The organism is Natronosalvus vescus (assembly GCF_023973145.1).
In the GTDB taxonomy this organism is placed as follows: Archaea; Halobacteriota; Halobacteria; order Halobacteriales; family Natrialbaceae; genus Natronosalvus; species Natronosalvus vescus.
The window spans coordinates 432,757-445,588 of the sequence record NZ_CP099546.1 but is presented as its reverse complement, the minus strand read 5'-3'; the positions used below and the strand labels follow the sequence as shown (position 1 = coordinate 445,588).

Here is a 12,832-nt window from a genome sequence, read left to right as displayed (position 1 = left end):
CGATAACGAGAAGATTCGCGGTCACTATGATCCACTGACACGGTTGTAAAACGGAAACGGTCGTGAACGAAGCGGAAACGGATCGAACCTGAAGAACGATACTGCGCTTTTTTGGGTCGATTGCTGGTCGACACTGCTAACCATGCAGACCGAAGGCGCATCAACCCCAACCGCAATCGAACCGGACACCGTCCGTCAGATAACGACGGTGACGCTCGCAGCGGCGGCCGTGATCGTGCTCGTCAGCTTCGCCTCGCTGTTGCCGGGGGCGAACTGGCTCGTCCCCGGCACGCCGGTGACCATCGGCGCAGCGCTCACCGCCGTCGCCACGATCGCCGTCGTCGCGCTCCTCGTGATCCTCGCTCCGGCGCTCGAGCGACTCGTCCGGTCGAGTCTGAGAGAACCCTCCGGTCTCACCAGAAAGGCCGGAACAACCGTCCGCATTACGACGGTGCTCGTCGCGGTGTTGATCGCCCACCGGGGACTCGCCGACGCGGTGCAACCCTTGCTCGGAAGCGTCTCCTGGGCGTACGACATCGTGTTCCTCATCCTGTCGCTCCCCCTGCTCGTCGCCCTCGCTGTCGTCCTCTATACGTCCCTCGAGCCGACGGCAGAGGCCTGTACGTCGAAGCTCCTCGGAACGGGACAGACAGATCAGGTCGAGGATACGGACGTCACCATCGAATCCTCGAACGAAGGCGGTGAGCGCTCGAGCGAGGGGAGTGAGCACTCGAACGAAGACAACGAAACGATGGCGACGTGATCGCCGTCGCCGGTCGTCCGGCGATTGATAGGGAATGGTGTACCAATGTACCGCCCGCCGCCGACCCTCTGGCGGGCGATCGGCGGTACGTAACTACAGCGACCCCTATGAGAGATATAGACAGTTTCGAATTACAGCCGCTGATCCCCACGGAGAGTGGCCATTCACCGCGTTTTCACTTTCACTTTCGGGCAACCTTTTAACCCGAGTGGCAGTGAACGTGGTGACATGAGTCAAGCCTCACTGGATGACGACGAACTGTTCGGGGAAGCGGCCAGCGAGATGCGCTCGGACGTCGAGGCCTCGCTGGCGGCCGCCTGGGAGGCGCTCCCGGCGGCCGACGACATCTGGGAAACCGACGCCGAGAACGTGCTGGGCGTCCTCAACGGGCTCAAATCCGCGCTCGACGTCGGTGACGCCGAGGATCACCTGCGAGACGCCAAGAAGTGGTACACGATGGGCGAACGCGCCGACGCGTTCGACGACGCCGACGACCTCGAGGAAGAGATCGAAGCGATCGAAACCGCCCTCGAGGACATCACCAGCGCTGGCGAACAGGTCGGCGACCTCACGGCGACGATTCCGGCCCTTCGCGGGACGCTCGCGGAAGCCGATGGAGACGACGAAGACGAAGACGACGAGTAACGCCCCACACCAGCTCCTCGCTATCGCCTCTCCGGCCGCGAAACGTCTCGCGTCGCCACCGCCTCGAGCAATCGCTCCAGTGAGGACGCCGCCAGCTCGAGCAGCTCCGCCCCGCGATCGGCGTCTCCAGCCGTCGGGTCGCCGACGACGCCATTTTCCGTAAATTCCACCGAGTCGACCGCCAGGTTGGCGTGACTTACCCACTCGCCCCAGCGTTCCGCGCCGCCGTCCCGTGCCTCCTCGAGTCGGTCTTCGCGAATCAGGTCGGGATAACAGTGGCGAAGCAGGGCCGTCTCGAGCGGCCCGCCGTGTCCCATCTCGCTCGCGTGCTCGCCGACGGCCTCGAACCAAGTGAACGGGACGGCGTAGGCGTCGTCGTGCCGGGTGATGGTGGCCGTCACCTCCCGGAGGGCATCGACGTTCCCGCCGTGGCCGTTCACGAGAACGACGCGGTCGAAGCCGTGGTGGGCGAGGCTGTCGACGACGTCCCTAATATACGCCCGGAAGGTGTCCGGCGAGACCCACATCGTCCCCGGAAAGTGTCGGTGTTCCTCGGCGATGCCGACCGGAATCGCCGGCGCACGGACGACCTCCCGCTCGAACCGCTCGAGGGCGGCGTCGGCGACCGCTTCGGCGGCGAGCACGTCCGTTCCGAGCGGCGCGTGCGGGCCGTGCTGTTCGGTGCTGCCGACCGGAACCACGGCGAGGTCGGTGTCACAGTCGGCGACCTCGGCCCAAGTGGCCTCAGTGAGATCCATACCGGTTCGTGAGTGGTCTCCCCTCTTGTACCTGTGCCCGTGACGACGCAGGTGATCCCATCGCGAGCGGCCGGAACCAGACGATCCCACCGGGAACAACGTTTCCGGCAGCCGAACCCGACGGTATGAACGCCGGGCACGCGAACGCAGGCTCAAACCGTAACTCGATGGTCGTTCAATCCGCCCCCATGAGCGAAGACAGCCGCGAACTCGGCATCGAACTCGGCGACCTGCAGGCGGCGCTCGAGGATCACGACTACCCGATCGAACACGACACGCTGCTCGAGAACCACGGCGACGTCGAACTCGAAATGGGCGAGGAGACGGCCACCCTCGAGGAACTCATCGGCCCGCTCAACGAGGACGAGTACGCCTCCTACGACGAGATCGAACAGGCCGTGATGAACATGGTCAGTGACGAAGCGATTGGACGAAAACACTACAGCGATCGGACGCCGCCCGCTCCCGGCGAGGAGCGCGAAGAAGAGAGTCCATCGGGCGAGGATCTCGAGGGGAAACAGGAGTCGTTCTGACCGCTCAGCGCTCAGTCGTCCCCGCGTCGAGCCTGCGTGCGTGCCGTCCGCTGCTGGGCACGCTTGATGAACTCCTCCGGCAGTTCGTCGATTTCGCCGGCCTGAACGCCCCAGAGGTGTGCGTAAAGACCGTCGTTTTGCAGCAGGTCGTCGTGACTGCCGCGTTCGACGATCGCTCCGCCCTCGAGGACGACGATCTGGTCGGCGTCCTTGATCGTCGAGAGGCGGTGAGCGATGGCGAACGTCGTCCGATCCTCGGTGAGTTTGTCGATCGACCGCTGGATCAGCATCTCGGTCTCGGTGTCGACGTCGCTCGTCGCCTCATCGAGGATGAGGATGTCGGGATCCTTGAGGATTGCCCGGGCGATACACAGCCGCTGGCGCTGACCGCCAGAGAGCTTCACGCCGCGTTCGCCGACCATGGTGTCGTAGCCCTCGGGCAGGTTCTGGATGAAGTCGTGTGCCTCGGCAGCTTTGGCGGCCTCGACGATCTCCTCGTCGGTGGCCTCGAACGTCCCGTAGGTGATGTTCTCCTTGACCGTCCCGTAGAAGAGGTACGATTCCTGGCCAACGTAGCCCATCGACTGGCGGAGACTCGCCAGCGACACGTCACGGATGTCCTGGTCGTCGACGCGAATCGCTCCTTCGTTGACGTCGTACAGCCGCAAGAGCAGTTTCAAGACCGTCGACTTTCCAGCCCCAGTTGGACCGACGAGCGCGACGGTCTCGCCGCCGCCGACCTCGAAGGAGATGTCGTCGATGATTTTCTCGGTGTTCTCCTCGGTGAACTCACCGCTTTCGGCGTAGCTGAACGAGACGTGATCGTACTCGACGTGACCGTCCGAAACGTCGATCGGATCGGCGTCCTCCTCGCGGTCGATCCGACCCACTTCGTCCATCAGTCCGAAGATGCGCTCGCTCGACGCCTCCGCGCGCTGGTACATGTTGATGATCTGGCCGAACTGCGCCATCGGCCAGACGAGCTGCTGGGTGTAGAGGATGAAGATGACGAACGTCCCCGTCTGGAGCGTTCCGGTGAACGGCCCCGGAGCCGTCTGCGTGAACACCCAGTAGCCACCGACGATGAACGTGAGCACGAATCCGATCCCCGAGATCAACTGCAGTCCGGGGAAGAACTTGATCCGGATCCAGATCGCCTCCCAGTTCTTACTGAAGTAGTTGCGCGAGACGTCGTCGACCCGGCCTGACTCGTACTCCTCGGTGTTGTCGGCTTTGATCACCTGAATACCGCCGAGGTTGTTCTCGAGCCGCGAGTTGACCTTCCCGACGCTCGAGCGCACGGCGGCGTACTTCGGCTGGATCTTCTTGACGAAAATGTACGTGAAGAAGGCGATCAACGGCACTGGTGCGAGCGAGATCAGCGCGAGTTGCGGATTGAGCCAGAACAGCAGGAAGCCGATGCCGAGCACCATCACGACCAGCCGGAACGCCGAGTTCAGTCCGTCGTTCAGGAAGCGCTCAAGCTGGTTGACGTCGTTCGAGAGCACCGACATCATCTCACCGGTCTGCTTGCTGCTGAAGAACTCCATGTCGAGCCGCTGCATCTTGTCGTAGGCAGCCGTCCGGACGTCGTGCTGGATGTCCTGTGAGAAGGAGTTGAAGCCCCAGTTGCGCAGCCAGTGGAAGAGTGCCCCGAGGACGAACGACCCCGCGATGGCGATGACGACGAACCAGAACTGTTCTGTCTGGCCCGTCGGCAACCAGGCCTCGGGTAAGACGACCAGCGGTATCTGTTCGGCGAACACCGCGTCGCCGAAAATGGAGTCGATCGCAACACCGAGCAAGAGTGCGGGAAGGAGGTCTAACGCTCGTGCAAAGACGCTCGAGAAGATCCCGACCGTCACCGAAAACCAGTAGGGACGCCCGTACTCGAAAAGCAATCGACGCATCGGATCCTCGATGTTGTCCCGTTGCTCTTCGAACGGATCATCTTTATCCCAGTCGACACTACTCATTGCTCGGGCTGAATGGTTGGTCAGCAATAAACGTTTCCTACGAATCGAAATATGAACGACGGTCGGTGGGTAAACCCGGGTTACTTTGCCGGCAACAGGGCTAGCGAACCGATACCGTCGACACCAGATTGGGTTGTACACCGAATTTCCACACCACACAACTACTCGGGCGCGCGGTTACCCATCGGCGTCGAGGTCATCGATTTCGACCCGATCACCGACCTCGATCGAGGAGTCGTTGACCGTGCCACTAGGTACCTCGAGCACCCACTGTGCGTCGCCCGAATAGCGGAGTTCCTCGCCGTCCTCCCCCGGTTCTGGTGCGCGCGCGTGATGTATCGTCGTGATTTCGCGGTCGGCACCGATGAAGATGATGTCAATGTCGAAGTCCATGTCTCGCATCACGTACGTTCGTTCGTCCTCATTGCGATGGACGAACAGCATCCCGGTGCCTGGCTCGAGGGAATCGTGGTCGCTGAGGCCAGTGTAGCGTTCCTCCCAGGTGTCGGCGACCTCGACCTCGACGACGAGTTTCGTGGTTCCGTCGTCGCCGACGACGGTGACTTCGGCGGTGTCGTCCGTCCACGGGACGGGAAGGATCGAGAGCTGGATCAGGCCGTAGACGACGGCGAGGAGGACGAACCCAACGACGAGGGCCGACCAAGCGCGTCTGAGGGACACCATCTCGTGGACACCTCCGACACGAGAAAGTAAAGGTTATTCGAACGGGGCGGTTTTGCTCGGATACGGGCTCGTGGTCTAGCTGGTTATGACGCGGCCTTTACAAGGCCGAGGTCGGTGGTTCGAACCCGCCCGAGCCCACTATTGCTGTCGCGAGCAACCCGCGAGCGACAGCAATCTGTCTTGAGGGCAGTTCGAACCAGACCAGTCGCAGCGGCCGAACGAAGTGAGGCCGACCGTCTGGGCGAGGTTCGAACCCGCCCGAGCCCGCTGTCGCCGTCGCGAACACGTCCGTGAGCGATAGTACCGTGACGTGGGGCCGGTTCGTACCCTGCAAAACGCAGCCTGAGCGAAGGCGAGAGCGACCGTTTGGGAGAGATTCGAACCCGCTCGAGCCCACACGCACGACCGTTACTAACAACCAAGAAAACCCAGAACCGTGAACGACGGGACGACGGGCGAGATACGTGACCATTACCGGGCGTAGCAAGAGAGTCCAGGCCGCTCGAGCCACCAAACGCACGTTCGATGATCCCACATGGCCGAAGACGGATCAATGGCAGCGTCTGCGTGCCCGAGCGCCGTCCACGAGGGATAGCGACGACGCCTGCCTGTCCCAGCGAATTGTGGGTCACGTCGCGTCCGTGACGACCGACGCTGGCGCTCGAGTGCGAGAGCGACGTCGGAGCGGAGGAGGGCGAAGGCGAGGACAACCCAACGGACGCAAATCAGGAGCTAAGTCGCTGGCGAAGCTGTCCGAAAAAGCCGTCGCCACCTTCGACCTCGAGTGCGTCGTAGAGGCGTGAATTCTCGGGTTCGTCCTTGACGACCACGCGCAGATACGGCTCGAGTTGCTCGAACCGGTCGGCGAGGACGACCGTGTGATTGTCCGCGTCGTGGTCGACGACGCCCGCATCGGCGAGCTTCGGGACGTGACACTGGACGGACGAGACGTACACGCTCTTGTATTCGTTTTTCGCGACCTCGTCGGGCGGTACGTCGTGCTCCCAGCCGGCAACCTGTTCGGCCAATTTCGATAGCTCGATCGGCTCGTTTCGGCCACGAAGCGCGTAGAGGAGGTATCGGCGACGGCGGTTGGCGAGCAGCTCGAGGATCACGTCAGCGGTGAGCTGCTCGTCTGCCTCGCTCGAGGGAAGCGCTTCCATGAACGGTATGTTCGTGTGCTGCCCAGAAAAGGGTGTCTTGAATATCCGAAATTCCAACATACAGTGGCGTAACGAGCCACTATCGGGTCTGATGAGTGTAGTGAGACTCGAGCAATGACGGTTGTGGCGATGGTAATGGAAGCCGTTAGTGGGATATGGTAGCGAGGAAAAACGGCATTCGAAATCCTTTTTTATATCATCGACGGACGTTGAGGTGAGCCGCCTTAGCTCAGACTGGGAGAGCACTCGACTGAAGATCGAGCTGTCCCCGGTTCAAATCCGGGAGGCGGCATGATTTCTCCGCGAACCTGTGAGGGAGCGACGCGACCGAACCCTGAGCGGAGAAATCTGCCAACGATCGGATTTGAGGTAGAGAACACGCAGCGCGAGCGGAGCGAGCGACCGTGTTCGCGTGGTTCAAATCCGGGAGGCGGACTTCTCACGGCGAGCAAACTCGCGAGCCGTGAGTGTGCGATCCGATCGGATTTGAACCAGACGAGTCACAGCCCGGAATGGCGAGCGAAGCGAGCCATACACCCGGACTGTCTCGGTGTGGTTCATAAACGGAGGCGGCATCCGGCTTTTACGCGATGCTCACTCGAGAAGCGACTGCACTTGACTGAAGAGCAAGCTGTCCCCGTTCCCGCAAGTGAGCGATGAGGACGTCGCTTCCTGGCACAGATCGGGAGGCAGTGATTTCCTTCGAGCGATAACGAATACGGACGAAGCGGCCTACCTGGGTTACACGCCTTAACAACTGTCACGGGCTCCGAACGGAATAGCTGACAGAAAGTATTTATTATCGACCCCGGTACCCTGGACAGGTAAATGAATCGACGTGATTTGCTCGGATTGGCCTGTTCCCCATTCCTCGTTGCCGCCGGTTGCCTGTCCGAACAGACGTGTACGGACGCGAGCATTTCCAGCGCACGGTTGAGCGTGGAGTACTGGTGCGACAGCGGCCAGGTCAGTCAGGGCACAGTCAGTGGAAGCGCCGAAGAATGCAACGAAGCGTTGACGCTCGAGATAGTCGATGGGGGAGAAGTCGTCAGGGAAATCCCTACAGAGCCGGACGAACGCGGACACTGGAGCGTCGACCTCACGGAGCGGGCACCCTCCAGCGTGAGGGAAGGAACAGTCAGAGTGCGCGATCCGGACGGCGAGGTTCATGCGGAAAATCCCTCTCGGTGAACCACTACCTGGACAACACGGATCTCGACGTGGCGGACGCTAGCCTCGAGCCCGAGACCGTGGCCGTCGGCGAGTCAGTGTCGGTGACGTTCGGGGTGGCGACCTTCGGCGGCGAAGCGGCGTTTACGGCCGGATTGTTGGTCGACGGTGAGGCGGTCGATACGCGCGAGGGAACGATCGACGGCGGTGCGGACTGCGTCGGATTCAGCGGTTCAGAGTACGAATTCACCCGCGCTTTCGACGAACCCGGCGAGTACGACCTGGCGGGTCAAATAGAGGTTGATGAGTCGCTCAGTGCCGGTGACAGAGAGTCGATTGGAACGGTGACCGTCACCGAATGAGTCCATCATCGTTCTCGGCTGTGCTATCGCCTACACCATCACGCAGTCGAATTTGGGCGACAGAACCATCGACGACGTGAGTGGCCGGTCGACTTCCCGTCCGTGCCCCGGAACCAGTGTTGGAACGATTGATTCTCCATCATTACGTCTCGAATGCGCCACGCTCATACTAGGTGTAGGGAATGCCCGAGCGACCAACTGGAGCACGCCGAAACGGTGCGAGGATAGCGAAGCGAATGAGAATACAAACGAACGGCAGTGAATCGTTCGGAGTTCGAATCCGCTACACCTGTTCAACGGAGGGTCGGTAAGTCGTCGAAACGGTTCCAATCCACGGGAGCCAGATCAGGCAGCTTCAAACAGGAAGCAGTTCGAACGAGCAGGATCATCCAATCGGATCAGTCCTCCGGGGTAACGGCCCTGTCACACTCGAGTCGCCGATGCAGGTGTACAGCAGAAATCGATACACTGCGCCACCTTCGGATACGACACCGATTCGGAAGGCAGAATATCAATCATTAAAGTGGAATGAAAATTGATACCTGTGTATGAAAGCAGGTGTGCTCGGGCTGGTCGACGGGACGTTCAAGGTCGTCGACTCGTTCACCGAGACGATCTCGGAGGATGGCCACGAACTGGAGCAGTGCCTCACGATCGATCGCGTGTTCTCGCTCCCTGGCGGCGACATGGCGTTCGAGGGGCGGGCCGCTATCGACGCGATCGTGAACGAAACCGTCACGAGCATCGAAAACGGCGACATCCACGTCGCCGAACAGGAGGAGATCGTCACGCGCTACGCCGAGTTCGTCGGCGTTCCGGGCGAGTTCGTCGCCGTAAACAGCGGCGATAGTGCCTTCGCGTTCGAGTTGATCGGCAAAGAGACCGGCACGGACATCGAGCGCGTTTCGCTCGATGTCGACGCGTTCTTCACCGCCCACGCGGACGCGACGCCGTGGAAAGCGGGCTTCTTCGGAACCGGACAGAACGGGACGAACGGCGTCTTTCACGGTGAGGATCTCCGGGACAGTATGGACAGTATTCTGGCGGACTCGAGACTGAATCAGGTCGGGCTCTCGTACGAATTCGATGGAGCCGATGTGAAGATGACCGCGACTCGAAGCGGCTACGTGGAACTCTATCAGCCATCGTCGTTCGACTCGGCCCAGTATCTGGAGTATCTTCGCGAGGAGATCCTTCCGCACCTCGAGTGATTCCTGGGCGACGGCATCGTTGAATTCGCCACTGGGTATAAATGGAAGCCACCGCGTGACTGGGTTCGGGTTCCGCCCGCACCACGACACGGCGTGAATGTACCGGTGAGGCTGGACAGAGTTGGAGTTGGATCAGTATGGACTACCGCCGGGCCGCCCGCGGGTGCCAGAGAAAGTAGTTGAAACGGCTTCTGAAGAGATGCTGTGCCGGTTCGAACCCGAGAGGCGTCTATTCCGAGATCCAGACCGAAGGCGAAGCGAACGACCGCAGACCGAAGAGCCGACGGCGAGCAGATCCTGCACGTCCGCCCAGACGAGGGAGAATCGCCGGAACGAGTAGATCACTTCAGCGACGTTATTGGCTGGTTTCGTGATGGTCACGGTTTGTTTTGTGAATTCGAACAGTTGCTAGCGCGCCAATAATAGTAATGGGGGACAGTAAACAGTCGCACATGGCCCAGGATACACACCAGGCCGAGTCAGACACGCGTAACGCGTCACAGTCGCCCGAGTCCGAGGCGACAATGATCACCCGGAGTCTCCTCCGGATCGCGCTCGCACTGGTCGGGTTCATCCTGCTGCTGTTTGCCCTCGGGCAAGCGTTTGGGCTGGATCTCCTCGGAATGTTCGCGGAGTTCACCCAGACGTGGACCGGCCAGTGGCTCCTCGTCGCCGTGTTTGCTCTCCTGTTGATCGTGTTGTCGATGCGAGGCTGGAGTCGACAGCGGACGCGATGATGCCGTAACGGCCCCACCCAACCCACCAATTTTCTGCCCGAATCGTCCGCCTGAGTCTCCGAGCGATAGCCACGCGTCAGTCGTTCGAGCAGAACGTACATTTAGCTGTAGTCCAATCTGACGATAACTCCGGTTACTCGAGGCACACGACCGGTGTGGTGGTGGCAGAACAATGACGCTAACGCTGTTGGCACTCGTCCAGTTATTCGGTGCGGCGATTGGCATCTGGCTCGCCGTGTTCGCCTATCGTCGTCGAGAGCAACCCGGCATTATCTGGCTCGTCGTGGTTCTCGTTGGCGACGTCGTCTGGATGATCACCGCAGGGCTCAACTACGCGACGACGTCGTTCACCGTCTCGGCGACGTTGCTCCAGATCCGGTACGTCGGGATCACGATCATCCCCGTCGCACTGCTGTTTTTCGCGCTCGAGTACACCGGCTACGACGAGTGGCTGACGCCAGGGCGTCGCGTCCTGATCTCCCTTCCGGCGCTCGGGGCACTCCTGTTGGCGCTGACCGACGACCTCCACGGACGCTTCTATGCGAACGTGACGGCAGCGTCGACGCCCCAGCACGTCGCATACGAGTACGGGCTCATCGCCGTCCCCTGGATCGCCTACGCGTTCGTCCTCTCAGTGGTCGCCGTCGGTGCGTTCGTCCGATACGCGGTGGTCGCCGACCACGTCTACCGGTGGCAGGCAATCACCCTCGCGGGGGCAATCTCGATCGGCATCGTTGCCGACGTGCTCTTCTTCCTGCCAGTCCCACCAAACGGCTTTGCGATCACACCGCTCGGAATCCTGCTCACGAGTGCGATCGCCGTCGGCATCATCGTTCGCTACGATTTCGTTCGACTGATCCCGGCGACGCGCGAGCTCGGCCGGAAGGAACTCATCGAACGGATGGAGCTCGGAATGGTCGTGGTCGATGCGGACGGCCGGGTAGTCGACGTCAACCCATCGGCTGCACGAATCCTCGGCCGGGAGCCAGTGGCGCTGTTGGGCGAGCAAGCGCCCGACGTGCTCCCCAGCACGGACGGTTCGACAGTCGCCGAGCACACGTTCACGATCGATGGGGTCGACCGCGACGTCGAGATCCGAACGAGCCGCGTGGGCACCGAGTCGGGCAGTACGCTGATCACGCTCCAGGAACTCGAGGATTTCACCGGGATGATCTCCCACGATCTACAGGGGCCGCTGATGGAAATTCGAGGGAGCGCAGATCTGGCGATCAACACGGGCGACATCGAGCACGTCGACCAGGTGCTGGGCGCGGCGAACCGGATCGACGAACTCGTCACCGACCTGGTGCAACTCGCACACACCGGTCGACAGCTCGAGGCCCAGTCGCCGGTCGATCTGGGGGAGCTGGCGAATCGGGCGTGGATGCACGTCTGGACCCCAAACGCCGACCTTTCCGTCGAAACACACCAAACGATCATCGGCGATCCGGATCGAATTCGACAGTTGCTCGAGAACGTCTTTCGAAACAGCGTCGAGCACGGGGCTTCCGAAGTGAATACCGGTCGCGACCGCGCAGTCGGTCACGAGAGGTCGGGGCAGAACAGCGAGTCTAGGGACGGCGAGAGCGCCGAAGCGCAGTCAGAGCCACTCCAGGTGACGATCGGGCCGCTCGAAGACGGCTTTTACATCGAGGACACCGGTTGCGGGTTTCCGGTGGGCGAACGCGAACGAATTTTCGAGAAGGGCTACACCAACTCACCATCTGGAACCGGGCTCGGACTGAGCATCGTCCACAAAGTCGTCGGCGTCCACGGCTGGTCGGTTCGCGCGACCGAAGGGGCGACAGGCGGAGCGCGACTCGAGTTCACCGGTGTCGAGCTGGTAGACGAATTGTACGAGTGAACGTCGAGGGGTGGCTGTTGCCCGAAGTGGGTGTCCGTCAGCGTGGCAATTTCCGTACTAAACCCGTAGAAAGCTTCCAGTGCCATCGGAGATCACCCCTTCGATACCGACACTGTAAGGGAGCAACGCCATACCCGCTGTATGTCTATGGATAGCATGAGAGTAGCACACATTACAGCGCTCGAGGACTTTGGCACCCGTTCGCTCCTCGTACACGGGTTGATGACGCTCACGTTCGCAAATGCGGTTTTGATCGGAATATTCCTCGAGGGTCAGGTAGCGGTCGTCTCCTTCGTTGCCTTGCTCAATCTCACCGCCGGGTTGTGGGTCGCGCACTCGATTCATTCCCTCGGTGACGCCACTGGCGACGGTGCCTATCGGGGTATCCTGAACGAACTCCTCGAGAACGACGACGGTGGGTCAGACGGATTCGATACCGGTCGGTTCGGTCGTCTGGTCACTCTCATTGCGGCAGTGACCGCAATCGCCCTCCTGACGTCCGCACAGGTGCTCTCGGGGCCCGTCTTGTCACTCGCCGTCGTCGCGGTCGGTGCCATCGCCATCGTGACTGCCATCGTCGGGTTCCTGATCGCACTCGGAGCCGCGTACGACGACGCACAACGACAAACACAAGACGCGGTCGACCAGTTTTCGGATACATCCGATCCTGATCTCTAGAAACGCCTGCAACCACGACCGCGACCCACAATCGGCCATCTGAAGCGTCGCTTACACCGCATCGGTCGGTACGAGTGTGCCGTTCCAGGTGAAACGGAGGGTTTAGCATACCGATTCGGGGATCACATCTCGGAATTGAACAGTAAACCCACACATAATTTCACGTTCTGATGAACGGGCATAATTGAATTCTGCCGAATTACTGCTCTAGAAGGGATATATTGACCGTTTCGGATAATCGACGATGGCCAACAGAACTCGTACGGACTAGCCCGAACCAGAGAGTCA

At 61.0% G+C, this 12,832-nt stretch carries 12 protein-coding genes and 2 tRNA genes; 10 read left to right on the top strand and 4 right to left on the bottom strand.

Annotated features, from left to right (window positions below):
• Window positions 1-142 precede the first annotated feature (142 nt).
• Both NGM68_RS02030 and NGM68_RS02025 read left to right on the top strand, forming a co-directional pair.
• The gene (locus NGM68_RS02030; RefSeq protein ID WP_252699991.1) at window positions 143-763 is read left to right on the top strand and encodes a hypothetical protein; all 621 of its coding nucleotides are present in this window, start codon (window positions 143-145) and stop codon (window positions 761-763) included.
• A 228-nt stretch (window positions 764-991) separates the two neighbouring features.
• Window positions 992-1,408: a DUF5790 family protein gene (locus tag NGM68_RS02025; protein ID WP_252699990.1), complete on the top strand. Its 417-nt coding sequence runs from the start codon at window positions 992-994 to the stop codon at window positions 1,406-1,408.
• Between the two features lie 20 nt (window positions 1,409-1,428).
• Here the strand turns inward: NGM68_RS02025 and NGM68_RS02020 are convergent, their stop codons facing one another.
• A complete protein-coding gene (locus NGM68_RS02020; RefSeq protein ID WP_252699989.1) occupies window positions 1,429-2,166 on the bottom strand; it encodes a creatininase family protein in 738 nt (245 codons plus the stop codon).
• A gap of 188 nt (window positions 2,167-2,354) precedes the next feature.
• Here NGM68_RS02020 and NGM68_RS02015 point away from each other — a divergent pair, with 188 nt between their 5' ends.
• A complete protein-coding gene (locus NGM68_RS02015) occupies window positions 2,355-2,699 on the top strand; it encodes a DUF5789 family protein (protein ID WP_252699988.1) in 345 nt (114 codons plus the stop codon).
• An 11-nt stretch (window positions 2,700-2,710) separates the two neighbouring features.
• On the opposite strand, the gene NGM68_RS02010 is transcribed toward NGM68_RS02015, so the two are convergent.
• Both NGM68_RS02010 and NGM68_RS02005 read right to left on the bottom strand, forming a co-directional pair.
• Window positions 2,711-4,675, bottom strand: a complete 1,965-nt coding sequence (locus NGM68_RS02010) for an ABC transporter ATP-binding protein (RefSeq protein WP_252699987.1) — start codon at window positions 4,673-4,675, stop codon at window positions 2,711-2,713.
• A 177-nt stretch (window positions 4,676-4,852) separates the two neighbouring features.
• Window positions 4,853-5,356: a DUF192 domain-containing protein gene (locus NGM68_RS02005; protein ID WP_252701361.1), complete on the bottom strand. Its 504-nt coding sequence runs from the start codon at window positions 5,354-5,356 to the stop codon at window positions 4,853-4,855.
• A gap of 67 nt (window positions 5,357-5,423) precedes the next feature.
• Between NGM68_RS02005 and NGM68_RS02000 the strand changes: the two genes are divergently transcribed.
• Window positions 5,424-5,497, top strand: a tRNA-Val gene (locus tag NGM68_RS02000).
• A 587-nt stretch (window positions 5,498-6,084) separates the two neighbouring features.
• Here NGM68_RS02000 and NGM68_RS01995 read toward each other — a convergent pair.
• Window positions 6,085-6,522 carry a DUF7344 domain-containing protein gene (locus NGM68_RS01995; protein WP_252699986.1) on the bottom strand — a complete coding sequence of 146 codons (438 nt, stop codon included), beginning with the start codon at window positions 6,520-6,522 and terminating at the stop codon, window positions 6,085-6,087.
• A 218-nt stretch (window positions 6,523-6,740) separates the two neighbouring features.
• Here NGM68_RS01995 and NGM68_RS01990 point away from each other — a divergent pair.
• From NGM68_RS01990 to NGM68_RS01965, 6 genes are all read left to right on the top strand, one after another.
• Window positions 6,741-6,814: transfer RNA gene (locus NGM68_RS01990), tRNA-Phe, on the top strand.
• A gap of 895 nt (window positions 6,815-7,709) precedes the next feature.
• Complete coding sequence (locus NGM68_RS01985) at window positions 7,710-8,054, top strand: hypothetical protein (protein ID WP_252699985.1); 345 nt, start codon at window positions 7,710-7,712, stop codon at window positions 8,052-8,054.
• A gap of 548 nt (window positions 8,055-8,602) precedes the next feature.
• Complete coding sequence (locus NGM68_RS01980; RefSeq protein ID WP_252699984.1) at window positions 8,603-9,265, top strand: hypothetical protein; 663 nt, start codon at window positions 8,603-8,605, stop codon at window positions 9,263-9,265.
• 452 nt (window positions 9,266-9,717) lie between these two features.
• A complete protein-coding gene (locus NGM68_RS01975) occupies window positions 9,718-10,002 on the top strand; it encodes a hypothetical protein (protein ID WP_252699983.1) in 285 nt (94 codons plus the stop codon).
• A 172-nt stretch (window positions 10,003-10,174) separates the two neighbouring features.
• Window positions 10,175-11,866: a histidine kinase N-terminal 7TM domain-containing protein gene (locus NGM68_RS01970; RefSeq protein ID WP_252699982.1), complete on the top strand. Its 1,692-nt coding sequence runs from the start codon at window positions 10,175-10,177 to the stop codon at window positions 11,864-11,866.
• Window positions 11,867-12,022: 156 nt separating this feature from the next.
• On the top strand, window positions 12,023-12,544 hold the full coding sequence (locus tag NGM68_RS01965; RefSeq protein ID WP_252701360.1) for a hypothetical protein: 522 nt from the start codon (window positions 12,023-12,025) through the stop codon (window positions 12,542-12,544).
• Window positions 12,545-12,832 lie beyond the last annotated feature (288 nt).